Raw genomic sequence first — 20,124 nt, 5'->3', positions numbered from 1 at the left:
CATCGGCGCCTTACGGCGCCTTGACCTCCATCATCCCGGTCGCGGTGCGGGCCGAATATTGCGGCCGGTACATGTCCTCGACCGTTGCAGCCGGATGGGCATAGGTGCCCGGCGTCACCGCGCGCACGACATAGGCGAGCGTAATGTTGCGGTCGCCGTCGCCATCGTTCGGATTGAAGGCCGCGACGAAACGGTCGTCGCGGAATTCGAGGTGGGCGGCGTCGGTCTGAGCCAGCCACGAGAAGTTCGACAACTGGGCGCTGGAAACCAGCCCCGGATTGTCGATTTCGAAGCCGGCCGGCAGCAGATCGGTGATCACGAGCCGCGACGGCCACTTGTTCTGCTCGTAGATATTGAGCACGACGACATAGCGTTCGTTCTGGGTCGCCTCCGTGACATTGGCTTCGGTGCCGTCGAGCTTGTAGTAGGTGCGGCCGATGGTGAAGCCGTTGCCGCCGGCCGCCAGCGGCTGGATCGGCGAGGCCACCGTGGTGACGACCGCCTGCAGCGGGTTGCTGCCGGTGTTGGTGACGGTCAGCGGGCTGTTGGCAATGTCGCTGCCGGCGATCTGGTCCGAATAGGCGCCGGCATGCGGCGCGCCGTTGATGGTCAGCGCGATCGAATCGTTGCCGGCCTTCAGTGCACGGGCCGCCAGCAGCATCCAGGACTCGTCCTGCGTGCTGGTCCATCTGACGGCGGCGCGTTCCTGCGTCACCCGCTTGATCAGCGCCGGCACGATCGTCGGCACCGGCTTCGATTCGGCGGCAAGCGCCAGCATCGCCGCGCCGTCGCGCAGCGGCGAGCCATAATCGGACCTATAGTAGTCGTATGCTGAGCTTGAACTGGCCAGTTGCAGGGCGGCCTGGAAGGTGGCTTCCGAGCGCTGCGTGTCGCCATAGAGCGCCAAGCCCGCCGCCAATTGGGCAACGGCCATCGGGCTGGTAAAAGCTTCGATCTGGGTGTCGGCATAGTAGCGCAGATCGCCGATCGAGGCCTTCTTGTTGCGGGCCAGTACATAGAGCGCATAAGCGATCTGGCTGCCGCGATCCTTGACGTCCTGGTCGTAGCCGATCGCGTTTTGCAGATTGCTCAGCGCCTGGTTCATCGCCTGGGTCGGCACGTCGTATTTCTGCTCGCGCGCCCGGGTCAGGAAGTCGGTGACATAGGCGTCGAGCCACAGGTCGCCGGAGGCCGGGCCCCACAGGCCGAAGCTGCCGGCCGAGGCTTGGTAGCTCAGCACCTTGTAGATGGCGTCCTGGATGCGGCCGTGCAGGTCGGCGTCGCTGGCCATGCCGACGCCCGAGGCCATTTCGTTGACATAGAGAAGCGGCATGGCGCGGCTGGTGGTCTGCTCGGCGCAGCCATAGGGGTAGCGGTCGAGCGTCATCAGGAGCGACGGCACGTCGAAGGCCGCCGCCTGCGAAACGCCGACGCTAACCGAAGCGCCGTCGAGCACGCTTGCCGCCAGGAGCTCCTTGTCGACGCGCAGCGACCCGCCATTGCCCTTGAGGTCGACCACCATGCGGGTGGTCACCGGCAATTGCGCCGGGCGCACCGGAACATACAGCGTCTGCTCGACAGCGGTGCCGTCGGCATGGGCGAGCTTGATGGTGATCGAGGCGTTGCCCGGCGTTTCAGCGATCAGCGGCACGGTTAGCGTCTGCCGCTTACCCTTGGCGAGCGTCAGCTTTTCGGGCAGGGCGGCACTGCCGGTCGAAAGATTGGCGGTGGTGTTTATCGACAGTGCATAGTCGCCCTCCGGGCCGTCGGCGTCGGTGACGTCGAGCCGCATGACGGCCGAATCTTCAGGCGCCAGGAAGCGCGGCAGGCCGGCGGTGATCACCACCGGATCGCGCACGATCACGTCGGACTGGGCATGGCCGACCCCGTCCTTAGTCCAGGCGACGGCCATGACGCGCACGGTGCCGTTGAATTGCGGGATGTCGAAGTCGATCCGCGCCTTGCCGTCGGCGTCGAGCGGGACCGGACCGGAGAAGAAGGCGACCAGCTTTTCGGTCGGCGGGCTGCCTTGCGATTGTATGTTGGCGCCGTCGCCGCCGGTGCGAAGCTTGCCTGATGTGCCCAGCGAGCCGTCGATCAGACGGCCGTAGAGGTCGCGTACCTCAAGGCCGAGCATGCGCTGGCCGAAGAACCAGGTCTCAGGATCCGGCACCTTGTAATTGGTCAGGTTGAGGATGCCGACATCGACGGCCGCGACCATGACATAGGCGTTGGCACCCGGCTGCACACCGGCCACGGAGACCGGGATCGACAGCTGCTGGCGCGGCATTGTCTTGTCCGGCGGCGTCAGGGTGACGGCGAGCTTCTTGGAGCCCGGATCGACCTTCAGCCATTTGACGCCGATGGCGCGCGCCGGCATGCGCGTTTCCTGCGCATCGCCCGGCCTGAACAGCGTTGCCGTGACATAGGCGCCGGCGCCCCAGTCGTCGCCGACCGCGATGTCGATGGTGCTGCCATCTGCCGGCACGCTGGCGGTGACGGTTTTCAAGAGTTTGTCGGCGCCGATGGTGACGAGCAGCTCGCCGGCAAAATGCGGTGTCACTTTGAGTTTGGCCACTTCGCCCGCCGCGTAGTTGTCCTTGTCGAGGGCGATTTCGAGGCCGTCAGGCGTTTCGGTGGTGGTGGAGCTGACATACCAGCCGGCGTCGAATTCGTAGCTGGTCGCCGGGCCTTCCGGGTCCGATGTCTCGATCTCGAGCCGATAGCGGCCCCAGTCGACCGGCAGCGAGACAGTGGCCTCGCCGTCGGCGGTTAGGTCGACCTGGCCGTTGGCCACCGACTTGGTGAAGGTGACCGGCTCATAGTTCCAGGAATTGCTTGAGCGGTACCATTGGTAATTGCGTTCGACCTTGACCAGCGACCATTGCGCGCCCTGCAGCGCCTCGCGCCTGCCGTCGGGGTCGACCGCAATCAGGCTGAACTTCGCCGTGCCGCCTTGCGGCACCTCGTCACCGTCGAAATCCGGGCGGATGCCGATCATGTGGCCCTGCGGCCGGATGCCGATGCTGAGCGAGCGCTCGACGGCGCGGCCGCCGGTCTCGCGCATCCTGACCGTAACCTTGGCATCGACGAGCTTGGTGGTCGAGGGCAACTGGTCGACGGAAACCGGGAAGTTCGCCTTGCCGTCCTCACCGACCACCGGCAGATTGGTGAACGGCGTGACTGACGGTTCCGCCGACTGCTCGTCGGCGAGGCCGAAGGAATAGCCCTTGAAGCGGTCCCAGTCACGGGTGGTCGACAGCGTCAGTTCGCCTTCGAGCGCCAGCCCGGCGGCCGGCGCGCCATAAAGGAAGCGGCCGTCGACGGTGACGTTGGCAGTTTCGCCCTGCGCGATCTCCCGCTTGTCGGAGGACAGATCAAACTCGATGCGATCCGGCACGAAATCCTCGACCAGGAACATCTGGCTGGCGATCGCCGCCTGCTTGGGATCGGTGTGGATCGCCACCGTCCAGGTGCCGCGCATGGCATTGGGTTCGAGCGGCAGGTCGACGGCATGGCCGCCGGCCGATGCGCCGTCGCTGACGATGCGGCGGTTCTCGACGCCGTCGGGACGGGTGAAGATGAAGGTCAGCGGCAGGTTCTCGACGGCCTTGGCGGCGCCGTCGCGGGCAAGCGCCGCGACGTGGACGTCCTCGCCGGCGCGGTAGATGCCGCGTTCGGTCCAGGCATAGACGTCGAGTGCGCCCGGCGCTGGACGCCCGGTGACGCCACGATCGGAAAGATCGAAGCCGGCGCGGCCCATGTCGAGGAACACGAAGTCGCCGTCACCTTGCTTGGCTGTCAGCACGGCCGGGACCATGCCGCCGTCGCCGCGCGTCAGTCCGGGGTTGAAGACGGCGCGGCCTTCCGCGTCCGTGGTCGCGGTGCCGAGGATTTCGTTGTTCCTGGCGAGCAGCGTCAGTTCAGCACCTGATATCGGCTTGGCGGTTCCGAGCGAACGGGCAAAGACGTTCAGCCCATCCTGTCCGGTATAGGTCGACAGGCCGATATCGGAGACGACGAACCATTGCGTAGCGCGCGAATCATAGTCGTTGTCATTCTCGTCCACCGGTTGCGCGGTCAGCACATAGACGCCGGGCTTGCGCTGCGGCAGTGCTTCGTCGACCGGGAAGGAGGTGGTGACTTCCTTGTTCAGGTCGTTGGCGATGTCGAGCTGGCCTTGCCAGACCGGCTCGCCCATCTGATCGGAAATGTTGGAGATGTCATAGCCGTCAAGCTGGCGCAGGAACTGGTAGCCGGACAGAAGCTGGGTCAGCGAGCGGTCGCCGATGCGATAGAGCTTCATTTCGGCGGCGTTCATGTTGACGGTGACGACCGGAATACCGCGGCGCGCGCCGGCAGGCAGCACGAAGCTGTCGCCGGTGAAACGGGCGGACGGCGCGCGGTCCTGCACATAGATGGACAGCACCACCGGTGCGGTGATCACCTCGCCGATGGCGGCCGGCAGGCCGGGGCGGAAGGTCACATCGTAGTGCTGGCCGTGCTCGAGCCCTTCGACGCAGATCTGCTTGTCCTTGGCCTCGACGCCCTTGGGAGCGGCGTTGTCGACGGTGACGAATTGCGAATAGTCGACGCCGGTCTTGACCAGATCCTCGGAAAACTGCGCGCAGATGCGCGGCGCACTGGTGTCGGCTTCGACCGTGTGATCGATGACGCGAAAGCCCTTGCGCGCTTTCAAGTCTTCATAATCGGCCTTGACCGCCGGAGAATTGACCAGTGCGAGGCTCGCTTCGTAAGCCTGCAGGGCGGGCCGGGCGAGGTCGCGGCGATCGAGCGCGCCGCCGAGCAGCGCCAGCACGTCGGCGCGCGTCTTGGTGGTGCGCAGCAATTTGTAGGCGTTGAAGCCGGCGGAGGTGGTGTTCGCAGGCAGGGTAGACGCCTCCGCGCTGTTGGCGGTCGGCTGCACGGCGAGCGTTTCCTGCGCCAGTTCGAACCAGAGCTGGCCATCATCGGGCAATACGGAAACCAAAGCCTCGTATTTCTGCATGGCCGAGCGGTGGTCGCCGGTCAGCGACGCCTGTTCGGCCGCCTCCCTCAGTGCCGTCAGCCCTTCGGTGGGCTTGGTGTAGGCCGGGCCTGTGAGCCTGTTGCGGTATTGCTGGGCCTGGTCGGCCATCCAGGTGGGGAAGAAGGCGAGATCCGGCGGCGCGCCGATATCGAGGTCGCCATCGATGTTAACGACCTTGCCGGCGACGGCGCCCTTGAAGGGTTTCAGCGTGTTGTAGTCGGATTTGAGAAAACACCATTTGGCTTTGGGGTTGTAGGTGAAGGCGCGGCAGGCCGGATCGCCGAGGCATGTCGTCTTGCACTGGTCGAGGCTGACATTCTGGTCGGATCTGAGATCGAAGCCGAAATAATCGGAATTGTCTGACGTCACCACCCGGCGCGCTTCGGCCGCTTGCGCGACACCGCTCCAGGTGAAAAAGAGAAGGAAAAGAATCGACAGACCACGAGCCGCGCGCATTGCCATAAACCCCTCCAGACACTGCTTTACGTTACGTCCGGACATGTTCAAGCTTCAGTCAGCCTTGTCAACACGAGGACGCGGCAGGTTCCGCCTGCCAACGGTTTCCTTTCCGGCCGATGACCGGTAGTACCTCCATAGGACAGGGATCACGCATTCTTGCGGCGACGCAGAAGGTGTGAATTCCAAGCCCTGTCCATTTCAGACAATTGGATTGTGGCCCCTTTACGAGCAATTCAGAACTTCATTCCAATTTTAGCTTTGGACGCTAGGGTAGAGTTGTAATGTCGGCGTATGAAAAGCAGATGTCGCGAGGAACCGCGCCACGGCGCGTGTTTTCGCTCGCCTTGCTTTTCTCCTTGCTATGTTCGACTGCACTGGTTGCGGCGAGCGGAAATGCGGCCGCTTTTGAGATCTTCGGCATCAAGCTGTGGGGATCGTCGGAGGATGAAGATGCCGACATCGTCGATCCGTTGCGCTATGCGGTGACCATCGAGGCGCCCGACGCCGACGAGGATCTCGCCGAGAAGCTCGAAAACGCCTCGGCGCTGAAGGACGACGAAGAACGTCCAGTCTCTGGTTCGCTCGGCCTGCTGGCCAAGGCGCGTGGCGACCGCGATCAGCTTGTCGCCGCACTTTATGCGGACGCCCGTTACGAGGGCGTCGTCACCATCACCATCGAAGGCAAGCCGCTCGACGATTTGCTGCCCGACGCCGAATTTTCGGGTCCGCAGCCGATTCCGGTGGTGATCAACATTGCGACCGGGCCGAAATTCACGCTTGGCGACATCAGGCTGGCGGGCGATGCGGCGGGGCTGGCGGGGGCCGATTTCGGCCTGATCGCCGGCGGCGATGCCGGTTCCGGTGCCGTGCTCAAGGCCGAGGCGTCGATCGTGCGGGCGCTCAAAGAGGAAGGCAGGCCGCTGGCCAAGGTGACGGAGCGCGAGATCATTGCCGACCACGCCACCTCGACGCTCGACGTGACGCTGACTGTGGCGGCCGGGCCGGTAGCCAGCTACGGCGATACCACGGTCGAGGGCACCGAAAAGGTCGACCGCGATTTCACCGAATATATGACAGGCCTGAAGCGCGGCCGCCAATATTCGCCGGAAGAGATCGACGAGGCGCGCGACCGCCTGCTCGGGCTGGAAGTCTTCAACAGCGTGACGCTGAAGGAGGCCGACAGTCTCGACGCCGACGGCAACATCCCGATCGGCGTCGAAGTGAGCGAGCGCAAGCCGCGCTATTTCGGCCTTGGCGGCACCTTCTCCAACACCGAGGGGCTCGGCCTTGAAGGCTATTGGGGCCACCGCAACCTGTTCGGCCGTGCCGAAAAGCTGCGCATCGAGGGCGCAATCAGCGGTATCGGCAGCAATGAGCTGACCGAGCTCAACTACAATGCCGGCATCATGTTCGAAAAACCGGGCGTGGTCGGGCCGGCGTCGAAATTCTTCGCCGGCGCCAACACCGTGTTAGAGCATCCCGACGCCTACGACCATTTCTCGGTCAAGGGCAACACCGGCCTGTCTTATGAACTCGACAGGCAGCAGACGGTTTCCGCGGAAGTCGCGCTCGACTATTCGAAGATCACCGATTCCTTCGGCAAGCACACCTATCTGATAGCCAGCATTCCGCTGCGATATGTCTTCGACAACCGGGACAGCCGGCTCAATCCGACGACGGGATTCAGGGCGCTGGCCTATGCCGAGCCGAGCTACGACATTTTGAACGGTGCGGCCTTCGTCAAGTTGAGGGGCGAAGGATCGGCCTATCAGTCGCTCGACGCGGCCTCGAAGTTCGTCTTGGCCGAACGTGTCGCCATCGGCTCGATCATCGGTGCCGGCCTTCAGGATGTTCCGGCCGACCGACGCTTCTATTCCGGCGGCGGCGGCTCGGTGCGCGGTTATGCCTATCAAGGCATCGGTCCCAAGGACATCGACGGAGAGCCGATCGGCGGGTTATCCTTCTTCGAGACCTCGGTCGAGATGCGCATCGCCATCACCGACACGATCGGCGTCGTGCCGTTCGTCGATGTCGGCACCGTCTCGACCAATCAATTCCCGGATTTTTCTGGCATGAAGGTCGGCACCGGCGTCGGCCTGCGCTATATTACGCCGTTCGGACCGCTGCGCATCGATGCGGCGGTGCCGCTCAACCGGGGTCCCGATGACCCGCATTTCGGCATCTATGCCGGCATCGGCCAGGCGTTCTGATGACAATGTTCAAACGCATCCTCCGCATTGTTCTTTACACGCTGCTCATCCTAGTGGCGGCGGTGGTCAGTGCGCTCGTCGTGCTGACCAAGACCGAGCGCGGCCGCGACAATCTCGCCGGCATCATCTCGACCGTGGCGTCAACCGATGACCGCAAGGTCACGGTCAGCGGCATCGACGGCATCTGGTCCGGCGCGCTGACTGTCGATCATGTCGTGCTGGCGGATCGCCAGGGCGCCTGGCTGGTGGCGCGCAAGGTGGCCGTCGACTGGTCGCCGCTGGCGCTTCTGTCGAAAAACTTCAGCGCCGGCCGCATCGCCGCCGATCGCATCGAGCTGGCGCGGCTGCCGGTGGCCGGCACGCAGCCGAGCCAGGGTGGCGCCCCCACGCTGCCGGTGTCGCTCGACATCAAGCAGATCGACCTGCCAGAAATCGCGCTCGGGCAGGCCCTGGCCGGCAGCGGTATTGCAGAGCTCGCGGCCAAGGGTTCGTTCAAGGCCGACGCGGCGCCATTGGCGCTAGAAACCAGCCTCAACATCACCCGCCACGACGGCAAGCAAGGCAAGGTCGACGCCAACATCCATTTTGCGCCCGCCGACAACAAGCTCGATCTCGATCTGAAGGCATCCGAGCCGGCCGGCGGCATCATCGCCAATCTGCTCAAATTGCCGGATGCGCCGCCGATCAACGTCGTCGTCACCGGCACGGGGCCGGTCGCCAACTGGAGCGGCATCGGTACCTTCGTCGTCGACGGCCAGATCGTCACCCAGCTCACCGGTCGCCACCAACTCACCGACAAGGGCAACTATGTCGAGGCAAAGGGCGACGGCGATTTCCAGCGCTTCTTGCCGGACAATCTGAAATCCTTGTTTGCCGGCAAGACCAGTTTCGACCTTGCCGGAACCGCGATCGTGACGGGCGGCGTCGAAGTCGAGCGCGCCAGCATCGACAGCGATGCCGTGCATGGCACGGCCGCGGGCATCATCGACCCCAATGGCGCCAGCGACCTTTCGGTGGAGCTCGCCGCCAAAGGCCCACCGATCGTACTCAGCCTCGGCACTGCGGCGCAGCCCGTGACCGTTGCGATCACCGGCGCTACGGCCCGCGCGTTCGGCGGCGGCAAGGCGCCGATAGTCGACATCGGCGCGTCTCTGGTCTCGGTGGTGGCGGGCGGCACGCGGGTGGACGATCTGGTGGCTGAAATCCATTCCGACGGCTTCGACATCCAGGACCGCAGCGGACCGGTCACTATCAAGCTTGTCGCCGGCGGCCTGAACACCGACGTGGCGACGCTGGCGCCGCTGGTGACCGGCAGGGTCACCGCTGATCTCGCCGGGTCGGTCAGCGAGGACGAGATCGTCGTCGATCAAGGCACGCTGCGCAGCGATGCGCTCAATGCTTCGGTGACGTCCAGGGTGACCCTGGCCGATCTGGCGATGACGCTCAAGATGAATGCCGATGCCGTCTCGACAGCGCTGCCGCCGCAGATTCGCCCGGTTCTCGGTGAGCGTGTGACATTCTCGGCGACCGCGACCCGCGACCCGCAAGGCTTGTTTGCCGCCAACGCGCTGCAACTCACTTCGGGCTCGCTCAGCGCCAGCGGCACCGCCAGCGCGACGGGCACCGACATCCAGGCCGACATCAGGGGCACGCTCGGCGATGTTTCGGTGCTGTCGCCGATGGTCGGCGTACCGGTCGGCGGGGCCGTCGATTTCGCGCTGACGGCGAGCGGCGCGCGCACGGCGCCGGATTTCTCGGTCTCGGCCGACAGCGACAGCCTGACCGCGTCGGGCCGGACGGTCAAGACGATCAAGCTGACAGCGACGGGCAAGGCCGACATCGTCAATCCCGCTGCCGATGTCGCACTGACAGGGTCCGTCGACGACCAGCCGCTCGATCTCAGGGCATCTTTGGTGACGCGTGACGGAACGCGTTCCCTCAACGGGCTTAGCCTGTCGCTGGCCGACAACAAGGTCTCGGGCGATCTCGTGCTCGACGACAGCTTGCTGCCGCTCGGCACACTGACACTCGAAGCGCCCGATATCGGCCCGCTGGCCGCACTTGCCGGGCAGACGGCGGCCGGCGACGTGCAGGGCAGCATCCGCCTCTCGAATGATGGTGGCGTGCCGGCAGTTGCGATCGATGCCACGAGCGGGTCTATTTCGCGCGGCGATCTGGCGGCGAAGACCATCGCCGTCAACACGCTGGTCGCCAACTATCTCAAGGCACCGGCGATCTCCGGCACGATCAAGGCCGATACGGTCACGTCGGGAACCACCGTGATCAGCGGCATCGGTGTCGATTTGAAGCGTGACGGCGACTGGACAGGCTTTTCCGGCGGCGCCACCGTCGCCGGCATTCCGGCCACAGCCGAAGGTAGGGTGAAAATCGCCGACGGCACGACAAGCGTCGAGATCGCCTCGGGCGAAGCGACAATTCGCGGCATCAAGGCGGCGGTCGCGCAGCCATCGAGCTTAAGCATCGCCAATGGCATGGCCAGTATTGAGAAGCTGATGCTCGATGTCGGCGGCGGATCGGTGACCGTGTCCGGCACCGCCGGCCCGACGCTCGACCTCGCGGCGGAGTTTTCCGCACTGCCGGCCGGCCTTGCCAATGATTTTTCACCCGGCCTCGACGCCGCGGGCACGCTCGGCGGAACAGCGCAAGTGACGGGACCGTCGGCAGCCCCCGACATTCGTTTCAGTGCGCAGCTCAGCGGCGCCGAGACCAGCCAGACCCGCCAGGCGGGGCTCGGGCCGCTCAACCTCGATGCGGCAGGCAGCTTGTCCTCCGCCGGCGGCGTCGCCATCGACCACGCGATGCTTGCCGGTGACAAAATTTCCGGCAAGGCCGCCGGCACCATCAATCCGAACGGCGCCAGCGATTTTGCGCTCGACCTCGCCTCGACCGGCCCGAGCCTGCCGCTGGCGCTTGGCAGCACCGAGAGCCCGATCAATCTCGAGTTGCAGGCGCTGTCGGTGGAGGTCGCGGGGCAGGGCATGCAATCGACGCTGAATATCTCGGCGACACTGCCGTCGGTCGCCACCAACCTCGCCAAGGCCGAAGGCATCGCGCTTGCGCTCCATTCCGACGCCTTCGATCTGAAGGGCCGGACAGGGCCGATCTCCGGCACGGTGACGGCGGACAAGATCGGCCTGGACAATCCGACCATCGCGCCGCTGCTCGCCGGAAAGATCACTGCCAAGGTCGCCGGCGATCTCGCTACCGATACCATCGTCATCGACAGCGGCTCGGTGACGAGCGAGGTACTGGACAGCGGCTTTAATGGAAGGGTCTCCCTGGCCGATGGCGCCATCGATCTCAACCTCAGGGCGGTTGCGGCTTCCGCGGCACTGCCGGCGGCAGTGCGCGGCGTGCTCGCCGAGCGGACGCAGCTCAGCGCGGCACTGAAGCGCGACGCCAACGGCAATGTCACCGCCAACGCCCTCAGGCTGGTATCAGGTGCATTCAGCGCCGACGGGCAGGCCAGCCTCGCCGACAACAAGGTCAGCGCCGACGTCAAGGGCGCGCTGGCCGACATCTCGCTTCTGTCCGGGGATGCCAAGGGCGCCATAACGTTCGCGCTGAAAGCGCAGGGCGCCGGTACAGCGCCGGACCTGTCGCTGACGGTCTACAGCGACCGGCTTTCGATGGCGGCGCGAGAAGTCACCGGGCTAAAGCTCACCGCGACGGGGAAGGGCGACATCGCCAGCCCGGCGGCCGATATCTCGCTAACCGGATCCGTCAATGACGAGCCACTCGATTTCAAGGCGTCGCTGGTAACGCGGCAGGGAAAGCGGTCCATAGACGGACTAAGCCTGTCGCTGGGCGACAACAAAGTTTCGGGCGACCTTGCTCTCGACGATAGCTTCCTGCCGCTCGGCACGGTGGCGCTGGATCTACCCGATATCAGTCCGCTCGCAGCCCTGGCGCTGGAAAAAGCTAACGGCGACGTGCGTGGCACGATCGCCTTCTCGAAGACCGGCAATGCGCCTGATGTCGCCATCAAGGCGACCACAGATTCAATTTCGCGCGGCGATCTTTCGGCAAAGACGGTCACCATCGATGCGCTGATCGCCAACTATCTCGCCGCACCGGTGATCTCCGGAAAAATCCGTGCCGACAGCGTCACCTCCGGCGGCACCGTCATTCGCGGCATCGATGTCGATCTCAAGCGTGACGGCGACTGGACAGGCTTTTCCGGCGGCGCCACCGTCAAGGACATTCCGGCCAGGGCCGAAGGCAGGGTGAAGATCGCCGACGGCACGACAAGTGTCGAGATCGCTTCGGGCGAAGCGACCATTCGCGGCATCAGGGCGGCGGTCGCGCAGCCATCGACCCTGAGCATCGCCAATGGCACGGCCAGCATCGAGAAGCTGATGCTCGATGTCGGCGGCGGATCGGTGACCGTGTCCGGCACCGCCGGCCCGACGCTCGACCTCGCGGCGGAGTTTTCCGCACTGCCGGCCGCCCTTGCCAATGATTTTTCACCCGGCCTCGACGCCGCGGGCACGCTCGGCGGAACGGCGCAAGTGACGGGACCGTCGGCGGCCCCCGACATTCGTTTCAGTGCGCAGCTCAGCGGCGCCGAGACCAGCCAGACCCGCCAAGCGGGGCTCGGGCCGCTCACCTTCGATGCGGCAGGCAGCTACTCCTCTGCCGGTGGCATTGCCCTCGACCATGCGACGCTTGCCGGTGACAAAATTTCCGGCAAGGCCGCCGGCACCATCAACCCGAACGGCGCCAGCGATTTTGCGCTCGACCTGGCCTCGACCGGCCCGAGCCTGCCGCTGGCGCTTGGCAGCACCGAGAGCCCGATCAAGCTCGAGCTGCAGGCGCTTTCGGTAATGGCTGCAGGGCAGGGCACGCAGCCGAAGCTCGATATCTCCGCTGTTCTGCCTTCGGCCGCCACCAGTCTAGCTAAGGTCGAGGGGCTCACCCTGGCATTGCACTCGGACGCCTTCGACGTGAAAAGCCGGACAGGGCCGATTTCCGGCACGGTGACGGCGGACAAGATCGGCCTGGACAATCCAACCATCGCGCCGCTGATCGCCGGCAGGATCACCGCCAAGGTCGCCGGCAGCCTCGCGACTGACACCATCGTGATCGACAGCGGGTCGGTGACGGGCGACGCGCTGAACACCGGCTTCGACGGAAGGGTCTCGCTGACCGACGGCGCCATCGATCTCAACCTCAGGGCGGATGCGGCTTCCGCGGCGCTGCCGGCGGCAGCGCGCGGTGTGCTCGCGGAGCGGACAGAACTCAGTGCCGCGTTGAAGCGTGACGCCAATGGCAATGTCACCGCGAACGCGATCAGACTGGTGTCCGGCGCGCTGACCGCCGACGGGCAGGCCAGCCTTGCCGACAACCAACTCGCCGTCGACATCAAGGGCGCGCTGACCGACATCTCGCTTCTGTCCGGGGATGCCAAGGGCGCCATCGCTTTCGCGCTGAACGCGCAAGGCGCCGGCACCGCGCCTGACCTGTCGCTGACCGTCAACAGCGACCGGCTCTCGGTGGCCGAACGCGAGATCACTGGGTTGAGACTCACCGCTACCGGCAAGGCCGATGCCGCCAACCCGGCGGCCAATGTCCAACTGACCGGAAATGTTGCGGGCCAGCCCCTGCAAGGCCGTGCCGTGCTGGCGACGTCCGACGGCAAGCGCGCTATCAACGGGCTTTTGCTGTCACTCGGCAAGAACCGGGTATCAGGCGACCTGGCACTTGACGAGGCGTTCGTGCCTGATGGCACCGTGGCGCTCGACCTGCCTGATATCGGACCGCTCGCAGCCCTTGCGCTGGAAAAGGCGGAAGGCGACGTGCGTGGCACGATCGCCTTCTCGAAGACCGGCAATGCGCCTGAGGTCACGATCAAGGCTTCGACGGCTTCGATTTCACGCGGCGATGTTTCGGCAAGGACGGTCACTATCGATGCATCGATCGCCAACTATCTCGCCGCACCGGTGATCTCCGGAAAGATCCGCGCCGACAGCGTCACCTCCGGCGGCACCGTCATTCGCGGCATCGATGTCGATCTCAAGCGTGACGGCGACTGGACAGGCTTTTCCGGCGGCGCCGACATCAAGGACATTCCGGCCAGGGCCGCCGGCCGCGTCAGGGTCGCCAACGGCACGACGACCGTCGAGCTCACCTCCGGCCAGGCGACCATGCGCGGCATCAAAGCGGCGATCGCTCAGGCCTCGACCATCACCATCGCCAACGGCACGACCAGCCTGGACAAGCTCGCACTCAACCTCGGCGGCGGCACGGCGACGGTTTCGGGCAAGGTCGGGGAGGCGCTCAATCTCAACGCGACGCTGGCGCGGGTGCCGATGTCGCTGGCCAACAGTTTCTCGCCGGGCCTCGATGCCGCCGGCTCGATATCGGGCACGGTGAAGGTGACGGGCGCGCCGGCCAATCCGGCCGTCGCCTTCAAGATCGACGCCGCAGGCGTCCAGACGTCGCAGACCCGCGGTGCCGGTTTCGGCGGCATGGGCGTTTCGTCCTCCGGAACATATTCTGGCAACAGGCTGACCTTCGACGCCAGCATGAGCGATGCCGCCGGTCTCGGTCTCAAGGGCGGCGGCACGATGACGACATCAGGCACGCCCACCCTTGATCTCGACTTTGCCGGCAAGGTGCCGTTCGCTTTCCTCACCCGGACACTTGCCGCTCAAGGCCTGTCTTTGAGCGGCACGGCCGACGTCAATTTGAAGGTGCGCGGCCCGGCGACGTCGCCGGTGATCACAGGCACGGTCCGCACGTCAGGTGCCCGCCTGATCGATGCACGCTCGGGACTTGCGATCAACGATATCACCGCCGATGTGGTGATCGGCGGTGGCGTCGCCAGGATCAACCGCCTGACCGGCAATTTGTCGACGCGCGGCAGCCTGTCGGCCAGCGGCACGGTCGGCATCAATCCGGCGCAAGGTTTTCCAGCCGATCTGTCGGTCAAGCTCGTCGACGGCCGCTACACCGACGGCAGGGTGGTCACCGCCAACCTCAGTGGCGACCTGACCATCAAGGGGCCGCTCGCGTCGGCGCCGGTGATCTCGGGTACGATCAACCTGGCCAAGACCGTCATCACCGTTCCCGAAAAGCTGCCGGGCTCGCTGGCGGCGCTCGACGTCAAGCACAAGAACGCACCGGCAGCCGTGCGCGCGCAGGACAAGGCGTTGCGCCCGGCGACGGCGAGCGGCAGCAGCGGTGGCGGCGGCCTCAACCTCGATGTCACGGTCAACGCGCCGAGCCAGATCTTCATCCAGGGCAGGGGTGTCGATGCCGAGCTTGGCGGTTCGCTGCGGCTGACCGGCCCGGCATCGTCGCCGCAGGCCGTTGGCACCTTCACCTTGCAGCGCGGGCGGCTGACGATCCTCGCCAAGCGGCTGACCTTCACCGAAGGCACGGTCGGCTTTTCCGGCTCGCTGGTGCCTTATCTCAACCTCACGGCGACGTCGACGACGAGCAGCGCCACCGTCACCATCGTGGTATCGGGCGAGGCGACCAATCCGAAATTCAACTTCTCGTCGGTGCCGGCGCTGCCGGAAGACGAGGTCCTGGCGCAACTGATTTTCGGCCGCTCGATGTCTAACCTGTCGCCGCTGCAGATCGCCCAGCTTGCCGAAGCCGCCGCGCAGCTGGCCGGTGTCGGTGGCTCGACCTCGCTGCTCCAGAACCTGCGCAGCGCGATCGGCGTCGACGATCTCGACGTCATCACCGACGAGGAAGGCGGCACCGCGGTGTCGGCGGGCAAATATCTCAACGACCGCACCTATGTGACCATCCAGAAGGGCGACAAGCCGGGTTCGGGCAAGGCGGCGATCGATCTCGACGTCGGGCGCGGCGTCAAATTGCGCGGCGAGGCCACAGACGCCGGCGAAGCCAAGGGCGGCGTTTTCTACGAGCGCGAGTACTGAAGCCGGCCGACGCGAGAGGGTCTGGCAATCCCACAATTGTCGCCGTTTTGGGACCCTGTCCGGGATCGGCTGGCGCGGTGCAGGCTTCGCATGACGCCGGAAATCGGAACCGACTTTCGGTTAGGGATTATGCGCAAAATCAAAGTGCTACAGCGTCCTTTGCGCGCCCAGAGGACGCGCGGCGCTGTCGTGAATGTCTCAGTTTGATCGATCCCGGAGATTCGAACGAAATCTGCCGGGCAATAGCAATTTTGCGCCAAGACTGTCGTTATCACGCGAACTGCTTCCCTTCCAAAGTTGCACATTCCTTGACATGTTCCCAACCCGTGCCGTTTTTGACATCATGGCCCGGATGCGGAATGGTAAAAGGCAGAAAGCCAACAATGGGAGTTTCGTGATGACAATCTACAAGAGTAATGGCGATCGCGTTCCGGATCACATCCATGCAATGGCCGAAGAAGCCAGGGCCGGGCGTGTCGATCGCCGCGAGTTTCTGGCTCTGGCCAGCGTCTTCGGCGCGTCCACGGCGATGGCCTATGGAATGCTCGGCCTCGCCGACCCGACGCCGGCAAGAGCGCAGGACGTACAGGGCAAGAAGGGCGGCATATTGAAGGTCGCCATGTGGATCAAGGATCCGAAGGATCCGCGCAAGGCCGACTGGTCGGAAATCGCCAATGCCGAGCGCCAGGCACTCGAGCCGTTGGTCAAGTACACAAACGAATTCACGTTCCGCCCCTACCTGCTCGAGAGTTGGGACGTCAACGACGACGCCACCGAATACACGCTGCATGTGCGCAAGGGCGTCACCTGGAACAACGGCGATCCGTTCACCGCGGATGACGTCATCTTCAACTTCAAGCGTTGGGCCGACAAGAAAGCCGAAGGCAATTCCATGCCCGGTCGTCTCGGCTCGCTGGTCAAGGACGACAAGCTGGATGAGAGCGCAGTCACCAAGGTCGACGAACACACGGTCAAGCTAAAGCTCAGCACGCCTGATATCGCGCTCATTCCCAACGTGTGCGACTATCCCGGCCTCATCGTCCACAAGACCTTCGACGAAAAGGGCGGCGATTTCAAAGCCTGCCCGATCGGCACCGGCCCGTTCGAGCTCGTCTCCTACGATGTCGGCCAGAAAGTCGTCTACAAGCGCCGCGAAGACAACAAGTGGTGGGACGGCGAGGTCTTTCTCGACGGCATCGAGTTCATCGACTACGGCACCGATCCCGCGGCTACGGTCAGCGCCTTCGAATCGGGAGAGGTCCATACCAATTTCGAGACGTCGGCCGACTATGTGTCGATCCTCGACGGTGTCGACCTGGTCAAGTACGAGGTGGTCACCGCAGCGACCATCGTCTGCCGCACCAATGTGGCCAACAAGCCTTATGACGATCAGAAGGTCCGCAACGCGCTGCAGCTCGCAGTCGACAACGCCGTCGTGCTGCAGCTTGGCATGGCCAATGCCGGTACTGTCGCCGAAAACCACCATGTCAGCCCGATCCATCCGGAATATTACGAGCTGCCGAAGATTGCCCGCGATCCGGCCAAGGCGAAGGCGCTGATGGAGGAAGCCGGTCAGGCCGATTTCGAGCACGAGCTGATCACGGTCGACGAAGACTGGCACAAGAATACCGGCGATGCGATCGCCGCGCAGATGCGCGACGCCGGCATCAAGGTGAAGCGCACGGTGCTGCCGGGTTCGACGTTCTGGAACGACTGGACGAAGTATCCGCTGTCGATGACCAACTGGAACATGCGGCCGCTCGGCGTCCAGGTTCTGGCGATCGGCTACCGCACCGGAGAAGCCTGGAACGAAACCGCCTGGTCGAATCCCGAATGGGATGCCAAGCTCAACGCCGCGCTTTCGGTCGCCGACGCCGCCAAGCGCAAGGAGATGATGAAGGACATCGAGCAGATCCTGCAGGATTCCGGCATCATCATCCAGCCCTACTGGCGCAAGCTCTACAGTCACTCGGTGGCTGCCGTTAAGAACTACGCCATGCACCCGACCTTCGAGCGCGACTATGGCAAGGTCTGGCTCGACGAGGCCTGATCGGGTCGATCGTGGAAGGGGCGGTTCGCCCCTTCCACCCACGCCATGCATGATTCCAGAACCGAAGTAGGCGCAGCAAGAAAGGCGCGGACTCTTCGGATAGGGGCGTGCAATAAGACAGGGTTGATCGCATTCTGAGGGTCCGTTTGACAGCCAACTCTGCCGATAGCGGCTGAAGTGGCGCCAAGCCGGCCTCAACCCCAACCAGACCGGCAGGGGGACCGCCATGCTTTCTTTCATCCTTCGACGCCTCGGCACCATGGCATTGACGATGTTGTGCCTGACGTTGGTCGTCTTCTTCCTGATCAATCTCGACCCCAATCTGAAAAAACTGGCGATCAGCCAGACCGAAATGCACACCTCGGCCGAGCAGCTCGAAAGCTGGCTGGTCAACCATGGCTATCGCCAGAATTTCTTCTCCCGCTATGGCCAATGGCTGGGTATCGTGCCCAAACAGCCGGTCACAGACCCGGCAACGGGCAAACCCGCGCGACGTTTTTCCTTCTGCAACGATCCTGTCGAGCCGACGTTCTCCGGCGTGTTGCAGGGTGATTTCGGCTGCTCGACCAAGTTCAAAACGACGGTCGCGTCGAAGCTTTTCCCGGCGCTCGGCGCCACCGGTATCCTGATGTTCTGGGTGCTTGTGGTGATGGTGCCGATCTCGCTTCTGATCGGCATCCTCGCCGGCATGCGGGAAGGCTCGCGAACCGATCGAACGTTGTCCGTCGCCTCGATCGCCTCGACGGCGACGCCCGAATATGTCTCGGGCGTCATTTTCACCGTCATTTTCGCCTCATGGCTCGGCCTGCTGAACGGTTCGGCGGCTTCGGCCAGCCGGGGCATCACCTTCTACAATTTCACTTTGCCTGTGATGACGCTGGCGATCTACGGCATCGGCTACATCGCCCGCATGACCCGCGCCTCGATGGTCGAGGTGATGACGCAGCAATATATCCGCACCGCGCGGTTGAAGGGCCTCTCCTTCGGCAGCGTCGTGGTCAAGCATGCGCTGCGCAACGCGCTAATCGCGCCGTTCACAGTCATCATGCTGCAATTTCCCTGGCTGCTCACCGGCGTCGTCATCGTCGAGGTGATGTTCCGCTACCAGGGGTTTGGCTACACGCTGGTCGAGGCGGCCGGCAACAACGACATCGATCTTTTGCTTGGCTGCTCCCTGGTCTCGGTGTTCATCGTCCTGATCACGCAGCTCATTTCCGACGTCGGTTACGCGTTTCTCAATCCGCGTATCAGAGTTCAATAGGGGATCGGGCGGATGCAGCTTGAATATATCGGCGCCTTCGATGTGGTGCTTGGCGTGCTTGCGCGTTTCTGGCCGGTCTGGATCGCTCTCGTCCTGGTGATGGGGGCGAGCTTCGTCTACAAGAAGAGGCTTGGCCTCTACGGTCAGCTGTTCGACAGCAGCGTCGGCATCGTCGGCGTCGGCATCTGCCTGTTCTGGCTGTTCACGGCGATCTTCGCGTCGACCATCTCGCCCTTCAATCCGCTTGTCCAGATCCCGATCATGAAGGATGCGCTGCCGGGCGCGGTCGAGCCGCAATCGGGACTTGTCTATCTGTTCGGCGGCGACAAGCTTGCCCGCGACGTATTCAGCCGCATGGTCTATGGCAGTCAGATCGTGCTGATCATCGCGCCGGCGGCGACCGGTTTCGCGCTGATGGTCGGTATCACGCTTGGCCTGCCGGCCGGCTATTATGGCGGCAGGATCGATACGGTGCTGTCCTTCCTCGCCAATCTCGTGCTGGCCTTCCCGGTGATCCTTCTGTTCTACCTCTTGGTGACACCGGGCATCATGGAGACACCGATTCCCTATGCGATGGCCGGGCTGTTCTTTCTGTTCCCGATCATCTTCTTCAGCGTGCTGTTCTGGACGCGCTACAAGAAGCGGCCCGACCGCCTTTACATCCTCCTGGGGCTGACGCTGATCATTGGCGGCTGGGTCTATTCCGGCTTGGTCTTCGATGCCGACCCGTTCAGGATCATCCATATCGATCCCAACCAGCTCAACATCTTCGTGGCGGTGGTGTTCGCCTCCAGCCCTGGCGTGTTCCGCATCGTGCGCGGCCTTGTCATGGACATCAAGACGCGCGACTATGTGGCGGCGGCGCAGACGCGCGGTGAATCGCCCTGGTACATCATGCTGTGGGAGATCCTTCCCAATGCACGCGGGCCGCTGATCGTCGATGCCTGCCTGCGTATCGGCTACACCACGATCCTGCTCGGCACGCTCGGCTATTTCGGCCTGGGGCTGGCGCCTGAGAGCCCGGACTGGGGCACCGCGATCAAGGACGCCAGCCGGCTGCTGCGCTCCTTCATCCATCCGGCGCTGCCGCCGACGATCGCGCTGATGTCGTTCGTGCTGGGCCTTAATCTCTTGGCCGACTCGCTGCGTGAACAATCGATGAAAGATTGATGGACGGGTTCTCGACCCGATATGCTTGA

At 64.2% G+C, this 20,124-nt stretch carries 6 protein-coding genes; 5 read left to right on the top strand and 1 reads right to left on the bottom strand.

The features are described 5' to 3' along the window. Positions 1-10: 10 nt before the first annotated feature. Positions 11-5,491 carry an alpha-2-macroglobulin family protein gene (locus CIT31_RS11615; RefSeq protein ID WP_095518706.1) on the bottom strand — a complete coding sequence of 1,827 codons (5,481 nt, stop codon included), beginning with the start codon at positions 5,489-5,491 and terminating at the stop codon, positions 11-13. 278 nt (positions 5,492-5,769) lie between these two features. Here CIT31_RS11615 and CIT31_RS11610 point away from each other — a divergent pair, with 278 nt between their 5' ends. The 5 genes from CIT31_RS11610 (at position 5,770) to CIT31_RS11590 (ending at position 20,095) form a co-directional block, all read left to right on the top strand. Further along, a complete protein-coding gene (locus CIT31_RS11610; protein WP_095518705.1) occupies positions 5,770-7,698 on the top strand; it encodes an autotransporter assembly complex protein TamA in 1,929 nt (642 codons plus the stop codon). Beyond that, positions 7,698-15,614, top strand: coding sequence for a translocation/assembly module TamB domain-containing protein (locus CIT31_RS11605; protein WP_245316172.1), 7,917 nt, complete (start codon positions 7,698-7,700; stop codon positions 15,612-15,614). The genes CIT31_RS11610 and CIT31_RS11605 overlap by 1 nt, the downstream gene beginning before the upstream one ends. A gap of 397 nt (positions 15,615-16,011) precedes the next feature. Beyond that, positions 16,012-17,664 carry an ABC transporter substrate-binding protein gene (locus tag CIT31_RS11600; RefSeq protein ID WP_095519331.1) on the top strand — a complete coding sequence of 551 codons (1,653 nt, stop codon included), beginning with the start codon at positions 16,012-16,014 and terminating at the stop codon, positions 17,662-17,664. A 226-nt stretch (positions 17,665-17,890) separates the two neighbouring features. Then, on the top strand, positions 17,891-18,925 hold the full coding sequence (locus CIT31_RS11595; RefSeq protein WP_029351580.1) for an ABC transporter permease: 1,035 nt from the start codon (positions 17,891-17,893) through the stop codon (positions 18,923-18,925). A 12-nt stretch (positions 18,926-18,937) separates the two neighbouring features. Next, entirely contained in the window at positions 18,938-20,095 is a 1,158-nt protein-coding gene (locus tag CIT31_RS11590) for an ABC transporter permease (protein ID WP_095518704.1), read from the top strand. The last annotated feature ends 29 nt before the right edge of the window (positions 20,096-20,124 follow it).

The organism is Mesorhizobium wenxiniae (genome assembly GCF_002284535.1).
In the GTDB taxonomy this organism is placed as follows: domain Bacteria; phylum Pseudomonadota; class Alphaproteobacteria; order Rhizobiales; family Rhizobiaceae; genus Mesorhizobium; species Mesorhizobium wenxiniae.
Note: the sequence above shows the minus strand (reverse complement) of the source record. Positions and strands in the feature narration are given on the sequence as shown.

Bases quoted from the DNA above. Each gene is read 5' to 3' on its own strand.
- CIT31_RS11590 (WP_095518704.1), top strand. From the start codon at position 18,938: ATGCAGCTTGAATATATCGGCGCCTTCGATGTGGTGCTTGGCGTGCTT.
- CIT31_RS11610 (WP_095518705.1), top strand. From the start codon at position 5,770: ATGTCGGCGTATGAAAAGCAGATGTCGCGAGGAACCGCGCCACGGCGC.
- CIT31_RS11600 (WP_095519331.1), top strand. From the start codon at position 16,012: ATGACAATCTACAAGAGTAATGGCGATCGCGTTCCGGATCACATCCAT.
- CIT31_RS11605 (WP_245316172.1), top strand. From the start codon at position 7,698: ATGACAATGTTCAAACGCATCCTCCGCATTGTTCTTTACACGCTGCTC.
- CIT31_RS11595 (WP_029351580.1), top strand. From the start codon at position 17,891: ATGCTTTCTTTCATCCTTCGACGCCTCGGCACCATGGCATTGACGATG.
- CIT31_RS11615 (WP_095518706.1), bottom strand. From the start codon at position 5,491: ATGGCAATGCGCGCGGCTCGTGGTCTGTCGATTCTTTTCCTTCTCTTT.